This window comes from Microbacterium ureisolvens, from assembly GCF_015278315.1.
Taxonomy (GTDB): domain Bacteria; phylum Actinomycetota; class Actinomycetes; order Actinomycetales; family Microbacteriaceae; genus Microbacterium; species Microbacterium ureisolvens.
In genome coordinates this window covers 17,481-31,092 of the sequence record NZ_JADIJE010000018.1, presented here as the reverse complement: position 1 = coordinate 31,092, position 13,612 = coordinate 17,481, and the positions used below count along the sequence as shown (strand labels likewise).

12 protein-coding genes are annotated in these 13,612 nt (G+C 71.8%); 6 read left to right on the top strand and 6 right to left on the bottom strand.

What is annotated here, in order from left to right; translation table 11 throughout:
- Positions 1–83: 83 nt before the first annotated feature.
- The 3 genes from IM767_RS19415 to IM767_RS19405 all read right to left on the bottom strand — a co-directional run bounded on the left by IM767_RS19415 (position 84) and on the right by IM767_RS19405 (position 3,303).
- A complete protein-coding gene (locus tag IM767_RS19415; RefSeq protein WP_109212013.1) occupies positions 84–1,748 on the bottom strand; it encodes a Mur ligase family protein in 1,665 nt (554 codons plus the stop codon).
- Between the two features lie 135 nt (positions 1,749–1,883).
- Positions 1,884–2,609, bottom strand: a complete 726-nt coding sequence (locus IM767_RS19410; protein WP_109212014.1) for a YcnI family copper-binding membrane protein — start codon at positions 2,607–2,609, stop codon at positions 1,884–1,886.
- A gap of 133 nt (positions 2,610–2,742) precedes the next feature.
- Positions 2,743–3,303, bottom strand: a complete 561-nt coding sequence (locus IM767_RS19405; RefSeq protein ID WP_239453481.1) for a hypothetical protein — start codon at positions 3,301–3,303, stop codon at positions 2,743–2,745.
- A 94-nt stretch (positions 3,304–3,397) separates the two neighbouring features.
- Here IM767_RS19405 and IM767_RS19400 point away from each other — a divergent pair, with 94 nt between their 5' ends.
- The 3 genes from IM767_RS19400 to IM767_RS19390 all read left to right on the top strand — a co-directional run bounded on the left by IM767_RS19400 (position 3,398) and on the right by IM767_RS19390 (position 6,452).
- The gene (locus tag IM767_RS19400; RefSeq protein ID WP_109212016.1) at positions 3,398–4,729 is read left to right on the top strand and encodes a M50 family metallopeptidase; all 1,332 of its coding nucleotides are present in this window, start codon (positions 3,398–3,400) and stop codon (positions 4,727–4,729) included.
- Between the two features lie 101 nt (positions 4,730–4,830).
- Positions 4,831–5,199, top strand: coding sequence for a YciI family protein (locus tag IM767_RS19395; protein ID WP_109212017.1), 369 nt, complete (start codon positions 4,831–4,833; stop codon positions 5,197–5,199).
- The gene (locus IM767_RS19390; protein ID WP_109212018.1) at positions 5,199–6,452 is read left to right on the top strand and encodes an RNA polymerase sigma factor; all 1,254 of its coding nucleotides are present in this window, start codon (positions 5,199–5,201) and stop codon (positions 6,450–6,452) included. The genes IM767_RS19395 and IM767_RS19390 overlap by 1 nt, the downstream gene beginning before the upstream one ends.
- A 136-nt stretch (positions 6,453–6,588) precedes the next feature.
- Here the strand turns inward: IM767_RS19390 and IM767_RS19385 are convergent, their stop codons facing one another.
- Positions 6,589–8,538: an anthranilate synthase family protein gene (locus tag IM767_RS19385; protein ID WP_109212019.1), complete on the bottom strand. Its 1,950-nt coding sequence runs from the start codon at positions 8,536–8,538 to the stop codon at positions 6,589–6,591.
- Between the two features lie 214 nt (positions 8,539–8,752).
- Positions 8,753–9,565, bottom strand: a complete 813-nt coding sequence (locus IM767_RS19380) for an SDR family NAD(P)-dependent oxidoreductase (RefSeq protein WP_109212020.1) — start codon at positions 9,563–9,565, stop codon at positions 8,753–8,755.
- 114 nt (positions 9,566–9,679) lie between these two features.
- On the opposite strand from IM767_RS19380, the gene IM767_RS19375 reads away from it, so the two are divergent.
- Positions 9,680–10,108, top strand: coding sequence for a nuclear transport factor 2 family protein (locus tag IM767_RS19375; protein ID WP_109212021.1), 429 nt, complete (start codon positions 9,680–9,682; stop codon positions 10,106–10,108).
- 47 nt (positions 10,109–10,155) lie between these two features.
- On the opposite strand, the gene IM767_RS19370 is transcribed toward IM767_RS19375, so the two are convergent.
- Positions 10,156–11,388, bottom strand: a complete 1,233-nt coding sequence (locus tag IM767_RS19370) for a low temperature requirement protein A (RefSeq protein ID WP_109212022.1) — start codon at positions 11,386–11,388, stop codon at positions 10,156–10,158.
- Positions 11,389–11,521: 133 nt separating this feature from the next.
- Between IM767_RS19370 and ispG the strand changes: the two genes are divergently transcribed.
- Both ispG and IM767_RS19360 read left to right on the top strand, forming a co-directional pair.
- Complete coding sequence (gene ispG, locus IM767_RS19365) at positions 11,522–12,673, top strand: flavodoxin-dependent (E)-4-hydroxy-3-methylbut-2-enyl-diphosphate synthase (protein WP_194398951.1); 1,152 nt, start codon at positions 11,522–11,524, stop codon at positions 12,671–12,673.
- Positions 12,673–13,527: a phosphotransferase gene (locus IM767_RS19360; protein WP_109212024.1), complete on the top strand. Its 855-nt coding sequence runs from the start codon at positions 12,673–12,675 to the stop codon at positions 13,525–13,527. Before ispG ends, IM767_RS19360 begins: the two co-directional genes overlap by 1 nt.
- Positions 13,528–13,612 lie beyond the last annotated feature (85 nt).

Genomic DNA, 13,612 nt, shown 5'->3' with positions numbered 1-13,612 from the left:
TCCTCATTCCGGCAACCGTCCTCATTCGAGGACCGATCCGACCGGGCGCCCGACGGGGCTCGACCGGCGGGGAGTGGCGCGGCTCAGGCCTCGGGATGGACCGGGCGCAGGGGGTCGGATGCCGGGGTCCGGTCCTCCGGGTACGGCACCGGCCAGTGCGGCTCGGGCACGGACCAGCCGGCCTCGCGGAGGGCGCGCCGGGCGAGCTCGCGCGCCGAGTACGGCGTGCGGACGCCGCGGATGTCGCGGTAGTCCTGGTGCCCGGGCCCCGCCCAGAGGATCGCGTCGCCGTCGCCGACGAGAGCGACCGCCTCGATGATGGCGCGCTCGGGCGGCGAGTACTCGTGGATCTCGGCCTCGGGCTGCGCGCGGCGCGCGCCCTCGATGAGCGTGGCTCGGATGGAGTCAGGGTCCTCGTGACGCGGGTGATGGTCGGTGATGACGAGGATGTCGCTGCCCTCGACGCCGGTGCGGCCCATGTCGTGCCGCTTGGTCGCATCGCGGTCGCCGTCCGCGCCGAACAGCATCACGACCTTGCCGGGCGTCACGCGGCGCACGGCGGCGAGCGTCTTCTCGAACGCGTCGGGGGAGTGGCCGAAGTCGACGTAGACCGCCGGGCCGGTCTCGCCGGAGACCAGTTCGGTGCGGCCAGGGAGGTAGGCCTCGATGCGGCCGCCGTCCAGGGCCGCCACGAGCCGCTCCCACGCGTAGCCGCCCTCGAGGATCATCACGATCGCGAGTCCTGCGTTGGCGGCCATGTGCCGGCCGATCACCGGGACGAGCGTCGTCAGGCTGCGCCCGTCGCGCGCGGTGAGGCGGAACTCGGTGCCGACCTGTCGCTCGTCGAGGATCTCGACGACCCAGTCCGCGGCGGCCGCGGCATCCGGATCCGACGCGAGCACCGGCGTGCCCACCGTGACGGTCGGCACTTCGCTGCGCGCGACGACCTCGGCGCCGGGCGCTGAATCGACGCACACCACGGCGCGACGCGATCGGTCGGGGCGGAACAGCGGCAGCTTGGCCTCGAAGTACTCCCGCATGTCGGCGTAGTCGTCGAGGTGGTCGTGGGTGAGATTGGTGAACCCGGCGACGTCGAACACGATGCCGTCGACGCGACGGCGGCTCAAGGCCTGGGCGCTGACCTCGACGGCGACGGCTTCGACGCCCTGCTCGCGCATGAGCGCGAGGAGTGCGTGCATCTCGTACGCCTCGGGGGTGGTCAGCCGCGACACGACGACCTGACCGGCGATGTGGCGTTCGGCGGTCGACGACAGTCCGGTCGTCACGCCGAGCTGGGAGAGGATGCCCTCGAGCAGGTGCGACACGCTCGTCTTGCCGTTGGTGCCGGTCGTGCCGAACAGGGTCGGCAGGTCGTCGTCGCGGCCGGTGCTGTACACCCACGCAGACAGTTCCCCGAGCAGCGCGCGCGGGTTCTCGACGAGGATCACCGGGAGCCCGCCGGCGGCTGCGGCGTCGGCTCCGGCGGCATCCGTCACCACCGCGACGGCGCCCTTCTCGGCGGCCGCCGCGGCGAACTCGGCACCGTGGCGGTTGACGCCCTGCACCGCGACGAAGACGTCTCCGGGGCGCAGATCGGCGGTCGCGAGAGTCAGTCCGGTGAGGCTGACGCCCTCCACCTCGCCGCGAACGTCGACGGCGAAACGGGTCGCGAGCTCGGCGAGGTCGTGGGTCGGCGGCGCGTCGGGGCGGAGTACCGGGGGCAGGTTGGAGGGCGCGTCGGTCGGCATGGCGCATCCATCTTCGCACGGCGCCCGCAGGCCCCCGGCGCGCCGGTCGTCGAGCGCGCGCGGACGTCGCGGAATCTCCGGGACGTTCCTCGCGCAGGCTCGCTCGACGACCGGACGGCCGGCCCGCGGTCGGGGTCAGGCCTTGCGGCGGCCGCGCACCAGCGCCACTGCGAGCGCAGCGATGCCCGCCGCGAGTCCGCCCGCGGCGAGCCAGCGAGCGACCGGATCGGCGGAGGGGACGGATGCCGCATCCTGAGCGCCCGCCGCGTCAGCCGCGTCGGCGTCGTCGTGCGAGCCCCCGTCAGCGGCTGCGGCATCGGACGACCCGTGCCCGTCCTCGGCGTCGTCGGCCACGGGGCCGACCTCGACCACGGGAGCCGGAGCGTCGAGGTCGTGCGGGTCCTCGCCGTCCTCGGCGATCTGCGTCCAGGCCGTCTCTCCGGCGACGCAGGACTGCGTCACCGGGAAGGCGATCGTCGTGTCGACGGCATCCTCCGCGAACAGCGCGTCCATGGACACGGTCGCCTTCAGCCCGTTCTCGACCGGCTGGTCGGCCGTGTAGACGACGCGCGTCGGTACGCCGTCGGTGCCGAGGTCTCGCGTGATGGTCCAGCCGGCCTGGGCGACCGGCGTGACGTTGCCGACCCCGTCGGGGATGTCGACGGCCAGAGCCGTGGTGGGCGAGCCGTCGCAGCCGTGCGAGAACGAGAAGGTGAGCGTCGAGGTGCTGCCGGCCGAGGCTGTGCCCGGGTCGACGTGCACGTGCGCCGAAGCGGCCAGCGGCGCGCCGATCGCCAGCGCGAGTCCGGCGGTGACGCCGATGACGGTGCGGCGGGCACGAGTGGGAGAGGTAGTGGTCATGTCTGTGCTTTCGTCTTTCGTCTGAGCCGTCGACGGACGCCGACGGGAGCGCGCCGCGGTCGCGGCCACGCAAGAGGGTTCCGGCGCGCGCGACGGGCGCGGGCCGGCGACGGGCGCAGCGCGAGAGCGCCGCTCAGACGAGGACGGGAGGTCCGCGGCGCGACAGGTCCGACAGGACGATGCGCGCGGCGACGTGCCGAGGGGCGGCCCCCACCGCGACGGGGCGGGGGAGCGACGGCAGACGTGCCACGCGGGCGCGCGAGAAGAGCGAGCGGATGCCGCGACCCAGGGCACGCAGCATCCGCTCTCCGCCGTGCAGGGCGAAGACGGTCAGGGCGGCGGCGAGCACGTGGGCGAGGAGCATCGGCGCATCGGGCAGCACGACGGCGCTGAGGTCGCCGCCGAGGTGCGTGACGTGGTGGCCGTGCAAGGCGGCCGGATCGGCGCCGGCGGTGAGCGCGAAGGCACCGTGGAAGAAAGCCTGGCTCGCCAGCACCGTGACTCCGATGCGCCAGCCGGTCAGCCGGCGGCCGATGAGGGCGACCGCGAACGGAGAGGCCAGGATGCCGACCGTGGCGACGAGAGCGGGAGGCGGGGCTCCGCCACCGGCGAGGGTGTGCGCCGTGGCGGCGACGATCGTCGCGACCCATGCTGCAGCGGTGCCGCGCAGGGCGCGCACGTGGCGTGGGGTCACAGGTCCTCCTCGCATCGAGCCTACGGGAGGCCGGCACCCCTGCCGTGACGGGCGTCACACCCAACTCAAAGCCTCACGCGGGTACCGTGAGCGTGTGGAGATCCTCGCGTTCGTCATCGGTGTCGCCCTCATGGTCGTGGGCCTCGCCGTGTCGATCGCGCTGCACGAACTCGGTCACCTGTGGCCCGCGAAGAAGTTCGGCGTGCGCGTGGGCCAGTACATGGTCGGATTCGGCCCGACGCTGTGGTCCAAGCGCTGGCGCGGCACCGAGTACGGCGTGAAGGCGATTCCCCTCGGCGGCTACATCTCGATGGCCGGCATGTATCCGCCGTCGCCCGCCCGCAGACGGGCCGGTGAGCGCGTCGAATCGCAGCAATCGGACGGTCGAGCGGGGCGGGCCGGGGGCGGCTTCTTCGCGACGATGGTGCAGGATGCGCGCGACGCGAACGACGAGACGGTCCACGGTGCGGACGACACGCACGTGTTCTACCGCCTGCCGATCTGGCAGCGCATCGTGGTCATGCTCGGCGGGCCGGTGATGAACCTGCTGTTCGCAGTGGTGCTGTTCACGATCCTGCTGAGCGGCATCGGCGTGCAGACAGCCACGACCGAGGTCGCGCGGCTGTCGGAATGCGTTCCGTCGAGCACCTCGAGCGAGTGCACCGACTCCTCGGCTACCGCGCCGGCCGAGGCCGCCGGCATCCAGCCCGGTGACGTCATCGTCTCGATCGACGGCCAGCCGGTCGCGGACTTCGATGAGGCGACGGCCATCATCCGATCGTCGCCCGGCCGGCAGCTGACCGTCGTCATCGAGCGCGACGGCGCGGAGCAGACACTGCAGATCACACCCGCGACGATCGAGGCGGAGGTGACGGCCGCCGATGGAACGACCACGACCGAGGAGGTCGGGTTCGTGGGCATCGGCCCGACGGTCGAGTACGTGCAGCAGCCGATCTGGGCGGGCGCCCAGATGACCGGGCAGAACGTCCAGGCGGTCGTCGGGATCATCTGGCAGCTTCCCGTCAAGGTGTGGCAGACCGGTGTCGACCTCGTCACCGGGCAGGAGCGCGACCCGAACGGCCCCCTCAGCATCGTCGGCGCCAGCCGCCTGTCGGGCGAGGTCGCGGCGGCGGACTCGCCGATCCTCAACCGTGTCGCCGGCTTCCTGTCGCTGCTGGCGTCGCTGAACATCGCGTTGTTCGTCTTCAACATGATCCCGCTGCTGCCCCTCGACGGCGGCCACATCGCGGTCGCACTGTGGGAGGGCATCAAGCGCGTGTGGGCGAAGGTGTTCCGTCGTCCGCCGCCGAAGCCCGTCGACGCCACGAAGCTCGTGCCGCTCACGTTCGCGGTCTTCGTCGCGCTCCTCGTGATGGGCGGCATCCTGATCCTCGCCGATCTCTTCAACCCGGTCTCGCTGATCTGACCACAGGGGTGTTCGCGGAGATTCTTCGCACGGGTGTCGAAAACCGTCTTGTCCGTTCGCTGTAGGGGTGCAACGGTTCCACTGACGAAAGGACGACGACCGTGAAGTACGTCATCATGTTCACCTCGACCCCCGAGCTCGACGCGGCGGTGCCGGAGGAGCGCGCCCAGGAGGTCTACGGGCGCATCTACGAGTGGTTCGGCGCGAACGCCGACAAGATCGACGACTCGGGTGCGGAGCTGCACCCCGTCACGACCGCGACGACGGTCCGCTCGGGCGACGGCGCAGGACCGGTCGTCGTCGACGGGCCTTTCTCGGAGGCGAAGGAGGTCGTCGGCGGGTTCAGCGTGATCGACGTGCCCGACCTCGACGCCGCGATCGAGCTGGTGAAGACCTGGCCCTCGCTCGAGCTGCCGGGGGTCGCCGTCGAGATCCGCCCGATGGTGGTCGACTACAGCCAGTTCGAGTGATGTCCGCAACGGATGCCGCGACCCCGAGCGACCCCGAACCGCCGGGCGGCGCGGCGGTCGCGGCATCCGATCGTCTCCTCGCCGCGGTCGTCCGCGAGGAGTCTGCGCGGATCACAGCCGCGCTCACGGTGTCGTTCGGCAGCTTCGACGTCGCCGAGGAAGCCGTCGCGCAGGCCGTGGAGGAGGCGCTGCGCGAATGGCGGGCGCGGGGGATACCGCCGGGGCCCGGTGCGTGGCTGATGCAGGCGTCTCGGCACAACGCGTTGGACCGTGTGCGGCGCGAGCGCGTGCTGCGCGACAAGGTGGCGCTGCTCGCCCCGGCGCCCGCGACCGAAGGCGGCCCCGCGGACGAGCGACTGCCGCTGCTGTTCGGCTGCTGCCATCCCGCGCTCGCTCCGGAAGCACAGCTGGCCCTGACGCTCCGTGCGGTGTGCGGTCTGACCACCGCGCAGATCGCCCGCGCGACCTTCTCGACAGACCCGGCGACGGGACAGCGCATCTCGCGGGCGAAGCGGAAGATCGCCGAGAGCGGCATCCCGCTCCGGGTGCCGGAGGGGCCTGACGCCGCCGCGCGGCTGGATCTCGTGCTGACGATCGTCTCGGTGATGTACAGCGAAGCGCACTTCGTCGCGGGGGCCGACGCCGACGCCGACCGCGATGTCGCCGACGACGCGCTGTGGCTCGCACGCGTGATCGCCGACGCGCTGCCGCGCGCCGCCGAGGCCCACGGGCTGCACGCGCTCCTGCAATTCCACCGCGCGCGTGAATCGGCGCGGTCCGTCGACGGCGAACTCGTGCTGCTCGCCGATCAGGACCGCGCGCGCTGGGATCCCGCCCTTCTCGCGGGTGCGCGTGCATCGCTCGAGCAGGCGGCACGCCTGCGGCGGCCCGGGCGCTGGCAGCTCCACGCAGCCATCGCGGCGTGCCACGCGGATGCCGCCGACGCAGCATCGACGGACTGGCTGCAGGTGCTGACCCTCTACGACATGCTGCTCGCCTACGACCGGTCGCCCGTTGTGCGGCTCAACCGGGCCGTGGCGCTCGCGCGCATCGAAGGGCCGGCCGTGGCGCTCTCCGAGGTCGACGCGCTCGAGGATCCGCTCGCGCGGTCCCACCTGTGGCACGCGGTGCGGGCGTCGCTGCTGCGCGACCTCGGCCGGGAGGACGAGGCGCTCGCCGCGGACCTGCGCGCCCTCGAGCTCACCGCGAACGACGCCGAGCGGCGCCTGCTCGCGGCGCGCGCAGCTCGCTGAGCTGCGGCATCCGTCGTCCTTTTCTCGCGTTTCGGGGCGCGGGGCGGCCATTCGGGGCGTGGACCGTGCGCCCCGAACGTTCGCGGTGCGACCCGAACCCGGACCCGAACCCGGACGCGGCTGGATGCTCCGCGATTCAGGCGGGGACCGGCGTGAGTGCCTGCTCGACCAGGCGCTGCAGCGTCGTCATGCCGTCGCGCGACAGGATCGACTCGAGGTGCCCCTGCACCGACGCGAAGCCGGGTCCGCGCAGGGCATACACGTCGCCCGACGCGTCGGCCGAGATCTCGGCGTCGCCGGCGCTCGTCGTGCCCGGTGCCACTCGCGCGGTGAAGGTGTTGTAGAACCCGATCGACGCCGGCGTGCCGAAGACGTCGACAGACTTCTGGAGTCCCTGGTGAGGGGCCTCCAGCGGCGCCAGGCCGATGCCGAACGAGTCCGCGAGGATCTGGTGGCTGAGGCACACGGCGAGGAGGGGGCGACCGGCGTCGCGGCGGCGCGCGACGACCTCCCGCACGCGGCGGATGCGGGGACTCGAGGTGTCGCGGGGGTCACCCGGACCGGGCCCCGAGACGAGGAGCTCGGCGGCGTCGACCTGCGCGTCGGTCACCTGGCTCCACGGCACGATCTCGACCTGGAGGCCGAGGTGGCGCAGCTGGTGGGCGAGCATCGTGGTGAAGCGGTCCTCGGCGTCGACGACGAGCGCGGAGCGGCCGGTGAACGGCCCGGGCTCGTCGGAGCCCTGCGGGTTCAGCCAGAACTCCGCCAGCCGCGCGTTGCGAGAGGCCAGGAGCTCGGCGATGCCGGGATCGTCGGCGAGACGGCGCGGCGCGGGCGCGGGCGCATCCTCGTCGATGACTTCGCCCGGCGACGTCCGCGCGGCCTTCGGTGTGGCCTCGGCCGCCGCGTCGCGAGGCACCGCGCCGATCGCTCCGAGCACGCCCGCGGCCTTGCCGTGGGTCTCTCCGACCTCGCCGTAGGGGTCGGAGTGCCGCACGAGCGTCGCGCCCACCGGCACACGCAGGCGGCCGTCCTGGAGATAGGCGGTGCGGATGAGGATCGGGGCGTCCAGGTCATGCGTGGGCTCGCCGGCGGCGAGCGTCAGCCGCGGCGTGAAGAGCGCGGCCACGCCCGAGTAGTAGCCCCGCGGAGTCGTCTCGTGGCGCGTGATGACCGTGCACGCGTTCTGCATCGGCGAGCCGGTGACAGTGGGCGCGAACATGGTCTCGCGGAGGATGTCGCGCGGGTCGAGCCGGCTGCGGCCGCGCAGCACGTACTCGGTGTGCGTGAGCCGGGACATCTCCTTGAGGTGGGGGCCCGTGATCCGGCCGCCGTCGGAGCACACGGCGCTCATCATCTTGAGCTCCTCGTCGACGACCATGAAGAGCTCCTCGGTCTCCTTCGTCGAGCGGAGGAACTCGGTGAGCGTCTCGGCGGTCGCGCCGCCCGCCGGGTGGCGGAACGTGCCCGAGATCGGGTTCATGGTCACGACGCCGTCGCGCGCGCTCACGTGCGCCTCGGGGCTCGCGCCCACCGCCACGTGGCCCGGAGTGACGACCGCGAACGTCCAGTAGGCGCCGCGCTCGTGCGCGAGCAGAGCCCGGAACCACGTCAGGGCGGCGGTGGCGGCATCCGTTCCGACCCCCGCGGTGAAATCGCGGCGGATCACGAAGTTGGCGCCCTCGCCGCGCCCGATCTCGTCGGCGATGACGCGGCGCACGATGCCGGCGTACTCCTCGTCGGCGATGTCGAAGCCGGGGTCCTCCAGCGCGACGGGCGCGGTCGGCAGCTGTGCGAGCGCTTCGTCACGAGGGATCGACACCCGGTCCGAAACGATCAGGCAGCGCAGCGGAGCGCCGTCGTCGTGGCACTCGAACCCGCGCTCTCGCACCTGGCGGAAGGGCACCAGCGCGAGCACCTCGCGCGGCGCGCCCGACTCGTCGGTCAGTGGGATGTCTGCCAGCAGCTCGACGTCGACCACGTCGCCGGTGAGCAGCTCGACGGTCGCGCCGTCGCGCGCGATGAGGGCGAACGGGATGCCGCGATCGGCGATCTCGCGGAGCGTGGGGTGGGCGGACCCGGTCATGGCTGTGGTTCTTTCGTCGTGGGGGAGGCATCCCTTACGAAGAAGAAGACCGCCCCGGGGGCGGTCGGAGTCGCGCGAGACCCACCGCCTATGCGGTGAGCCACCAGGAGAGTTGCGCGGACATGGGCCGAACCTACCACACGGCCCGCGCCGACCATGGCCGTCCGTCGCCGGCTGTCAGGGAGCCGCACGGCGCCGGGCGTCGCCGGCGCCGTCAGCGCAGATGCGGCGACAGCGCGGTGAACGTCCATGCCATCAGGGCGTCGCCGAGTGCGACGTCACGCGCTTCGGCGCTCGCGCGGGCGATGCGCCCTTCGTCGAAGTACTCACCGCCGCGCGCCGGTGCGGAAAGCGCGGCCAGCACGCTGCTCGCGCCGACGTCGACGCTCGTGCCGATGCGCCCGAACATCGCGTCGAGCAGGCCGGTGTTGATGACGCCCGGCTGGAGACTGACGAACGTCGGACCGTCCGGGTGCACGCGGGCGCGCCAGAGGGTGTACATGACGATGGCGAGTTTGGATCGGGCGTATGCGCGCACGGGGGAGTAGTCGCGGGCGAGCTCGATGTCGCCGAGGTCGAGCGACGCGGACTGATGGGTCGCCGAGGCGAGGTTGACGATCCGCCCGGACGGGGCGATCGACGGCAGGAGCAGCTCGGAGAGCAGCACGAGAGCGAGGTAGTTGATCTGCAGCGTGCGCTCATGCCCGTCGCCCGTGACGACTCGGCGCTGCGCGCCGGGGACCCCGGCATCGTTGATCAGGGCATCGATGGCGCCGCCCGTCGCCTCGCGGATCGCCGCCGCCGCGCGCGCGACGTCGGCGAGGCTGCTGAAGTCGGCCGCGACGTACGTCACCGCCGCACCTCCCGACTGTGCGATCGCCGTCCGCTGGTCGCGCACCGCATCGGCGGGCTCCGGTCCCTGTACGACCAGGTGGTCGACCTGGGCGGCCAGATGCTGTGCGGTCTCGAGACCGATGCCGCTCGTGGCGCCGGTGAGCACCACCGTGCGCGGACTCTGGGCGGCCATCGGGCACCTCCATCTTCGATGTGATCCGTGCGTGGTTCGCACCATACTGGGCGTGAGCGCGCCCGGCCCGCTTTTACGGAGGCTCGCGCGCGGCCACGGAAGGAGAGCCATCGAATGGACCACCGCAGCATCGTCGACGCGGCCTTCACGGCGTGGGCGGCAGGTGAGGGGTACATCTCGTCGCTGTTCGCCGACGACATGACGTGGGAGATCGTCGGCCGCTCGGCGGCGTCGCGCCGGTATCCCGATGCCGCCGCGTTCATCGACGACGTGCTCGTGCCGTTCGGGCGCCGATTCTCGTCGCGGGATCCCTTCCGTCCGGTTCGGGTGCGGGCGCTGTATGCCGACGGCGACACCGTCATCGTCGTGTGGGACGGCAGGGGGACCACGATCGCCGGCACGGAGTACGCGAACACCTATGCGTGGTTCCTGCGCATGCGCGACGGCAAGGTGGTCGACGGCGTGGCCTTCTACGACAGCATCGCGTTCGACGAGCTGTGGACGGGAGTGGATCCGGTGGACGCCGCGCCGGTCGCACGCTGACCGATCCCGGGGAGACGGAACCCGTGCGGCGCCCCGGCCGGCGCCCGTCAGCGGGTGGCGCGCGCGATCATCTCCTGACCGTGGCGCCAGCCCACCGTCTCGTAGCCGACGACCACGACGACCGGCGAGCAGGCGATGAGCAGGATGCCGATGCTCAGCGTCGCACCGGCGGCGACGGCGGCCACCGCCGCGACGAGGAAGGCGATCACGCCCAGGTACAGCCACAGGTGGAACAGGTCGAACTGCATCACGAGCAGCGCGTACAAAAGGAACAGGAGCGTCTCGAACGCCAGCACCGGGATCGCGATCGCGAGCGTCGCGAACACGGCGTCCACATGCGCGTCGCCCGCGATGACGTACGCCGCCACGTGGAGTCCGGCGCCCACCGCGACGAGTGATCCGAACAGCAGGATCTGCAAGTACCCCCAGCCGAATCCGCGTATGCGATGCCGCTCGATGACGGCGCCCCACGGGATCGCGAAGTACATCCACCACATCCCGAAGGCGAGCGCGACCCCGGCGAACGCCACGAGGGCGGCCTCGAGCGTCCAACCCTGCTCCTCGACCACCGCCGAGATCGCGAGGATGGTTCCGAGGATCACTTCGCCCAGGGTGATGAGGACGAGCAGCCCGTAGCGCTCCGCGATGTGGTGGGCGTGCCACGGCGTGCGGCCGAAGCGCAGCTCGGCGAACAGGGGCCCCGCCATCTCGAACAATGTGAGCGCCGTGGTGAACACGAGCGTCGTGCCGATGGGCAGATTGAGGAAGATCAGGGCGATCCAGCCGACCTGGGCGATGGAGATGTTGACCACGTAGGCCAGCGCGGTGCGACGACGCGCCCGGTCCTGCCTCGCGACCCGCAGCCAGAGCGCGATCGTGGCCAGGCGCATGATCACGTACCCGGCGACCATCACGCTGTTGTCGAGGTACACGCCCTCGTCGATGGAGTGGAACACATCCGGGACTCCGAGCGCGACGATGAGCACGCCGACCATGATCACCATCGTCGCCAGGCGGAAGAAGACGTCGTCGGTGTCGTAGGCCGAGGCCAGCCACGAGTAGTTGATCCAGGCCCACACGACCGCGAACGTCGCGAACCACCACCCGAGCAGCGCCGTCGAAGTGTGCCCGAGCTCCAGGTAGTGCGCCATCTGCGAGCCGATCTGGCTGAATCCGACCACGAAGACGAGGTCGAACAGCAGCTCCAGAGGTGTGGCCGCCCGGTGCTTCTCGTGCGGGTCACGCCCCGTCATCCGGGCGTACACGTGGTTCACCGTCATGGCGGGAAGATACACCGTCCGCGGGACGCGCTCGTACGCGGACGGATGCCGGGGGTCGCGGCATCCGTCATCCGCCTCGTTCCGCCACCGCGGCTCGGAGCCGACGGTCAGTCCGGCCGCGTAGGCTGGTGCCGTGCCAGCCGTGAATCTCGGGATGCCCAAGGTCCCCGAAACGCTCGCCCCCCGCCGCAAGACCCGTCAGATCAGGGTCGGGAAGGTGCTCGTCGGCGGCGATGCGCCCGTCAGCGTCCAGTCGATGACCACGACGCCGACCACGAACATCAACGCGACGCTCCAGCAGATCGCCGAGCTGACCGCGTCGGGCTGCGAGATCGTGCGTGTCGCCGTCCCGTCGCAGGACGACGCCGACGTGCTGCACATCATCGCGGCGAAGAGCCAGATCCCGGTCATCGCCGACATCCACTTCCAGCCGAAGTACGTCTTCCAGGCGATCGACGCCGGCTGCGGCGCCGTTCGCGTGAACCCCGGCAACATCCGCAAGTTCGACGACCAGGTCGGTGCGATCGCGGCGGCCGCCAAGGCCGCGGGTGTTTCGCTGCGCATCGGCGTGAACGCGGGTTCGCTCGACCGGCGGCTGCTTGAGAAGTACGGCAAGGCGACGCCCGAGGCTCTCGTCGAGAGCGCCGTGTGGGAGGCATCGCTCTTCGAGGAGCACGACTTCCACGACTTCAAGATCTCGGTCAAGCACAACGACCCGATCGTCATGGTGAAGGCCTACCGGCTGCTCGCCGAGCGGGGCGACTGGCCGCTCCACCTCGGCGTGACCGAGGCTGGGCCCGCGTTCCAGGGGACGATCAAGTCCGCGACCGCGTTCGGCATCCTGCTGGCCGAGGGCATCGGCGACACCATCCGCGTGTCGCTGTCGGCGCCGCCCGCCGAAGAGGTTAAGGTCGGGCACCAGATCCTGCAGTCGCTGAACCTCCGCGAGCGCAAGCTCGAGATCGTCTCCTGCCCGTCGTGCGGTCGCGCGCAGGTCGACGTCTACTCGCTCGCCGACTCGGTGACCGAGGGCCTCAAAGACATGACGGTGCCGCTGCGCGTCGCGGTCATGGGCTGCGTCGTGAACGGCCCGGGCGAGGCCCGCGAGGCCGACCTCGGCGTCGCGTCGGGCAACGGCAAGGGCCAGATCTTCGTGAAGGGCCAGGTCATCAAGACCGTGCCCGAGGCCGAGATCGTCGCCACGCTCATCGAGGAGGCGAACCGGATCGCCGACGAGATGGGTCCGGCGGCACCTGTCGGCACCGCGCAGGTCGTCACGTCCTGATGACGCTCGGCCGGCTGTCGGCCGCGCAGCGCGCCGTGCTCGGCGCGTGGCTGCCCGGGCTCGAGGTCGTCGCCGACCTCAGCTGGAACCAGGTCGAGACCACGGTCCTCCACGTGCGGCACGGCGGAGACGACCTGATCGTCAAGGCGGCCGGCGAGACCGATCATCACCTCGGTCGCGAGCTCGACGCGCACGAGGGGGGCTTCGTCACCTCGTGGGCCCGCGCCGGTCACGCGGCGCATCTGCGGCACGCCGACCGCGACGCGCGCCTGCTCGTGCTCGAGTGGCTGCCGGGCGACCTCGCGTATCGCACGCCTGCGGCCGTCGACCCCGAGGTCCATCGTCGCGCCGGAGCGCTGCTGCGCGAGTTCCACGCGCAGGCCACGCGGCCGTCGGAGGGGACGGATGCCGCGGCCACCCGCCGCGCTCTCTCATGGTTCGACGGGGATCACGCGGTCGCGCCCGACGTCGAAGCCCGGGTGCGGGCGGCGTTCGCTGCGCTTCCGCCGGTCGAGACCGACCTCGTGCCGACGCACGGCGACTGGCAGCCCCGCAACTGGCTCGTGGACGACGGCGCGGTGCGGGTGATCGACTTCGGCCGCTTCGCCTTCAGGCCGGCGGCGAGCGATTTCGCACGGCTGGCCGCGCAGGAGTGGCGCGAGAGCCCCGCGTGCGAGGCCGCGTTCTTCGACGGCTACGGGCCGGATCCGCGAACGCCAGCCCAGTGGCGGCTCATGCGGCTGCGCGAGGGGGTCGGCACGGCCTGCTGGGCGCACCAGGTCGGCGACGCGGAGTTCGAAGCGCAGGGCCACCGCATGATCGCCGAGGCGCTCGCCGAGATCGAGGCGGGCTGAGGCACTGCGGATCCGGGCGCCGCGAGACGTGACGCTCGGTGCACAACGTCGGAACCTTTCTCCGACACCCCGGGTCGCGGCATCC

Coding starts and splice junctions, on each gene's coding strand:
- IM767_RS19415 (WP_109212013.1), bottom strand. CDS start 1,748: ATGCCGACCGACGCGCCCTCCAACCTGCCCCCGGTACTCCGCCCCGAC.
- IM767_RS19410 (WP_109212014.1), bottom strand. CDS start 2,609: ATGACCACTACCTCTCCCACTCGTGCCCGCCGCACCGTCATCGGCGTC.
- IM767_RS19390 (WP_109212018.1), top strand. CDS start 5,199: ATGTCCGCAACGGATGCCGCGACCCCGAGCGACCCCGAACCGCCGGGC.
- IM767_RS19385 (WP_109212019.1), bottom strand. CDS start 8,538: ATGACCGGGTCCGCCCACCCCACGCTCCGCGAGATCGCCGATCGCGGC.
- IM767_RS19380 (WP_109212020.1), bottom strand. CDS start 9,565: ATGGCCGCCCAGAGTCCGCGCACGGTGGTGCTCACCGGCGCCACGAGC.
- IM767_RS19375 (WP_109212021.1), top strand. CDS start 9,680: ATGGACCACCGCAGCATCGTCGACGCGGCCTTCACGGCGTGGGCGGCA.
- IM767_RS19370 (WP_109212022.1), bottom strand. CDS start 11,388: ATGACGGTGAACCACGTGTACGCCCGGATGACGGGGCGTGACCCGCAC.
- IM767_RS19360 (WP_109212024.1), top strand. CDS start 12,673: ATGACGCTCGGCCGGCTGTCGGCCGCGCAGCGCGCCGTGCTCGGCGCG.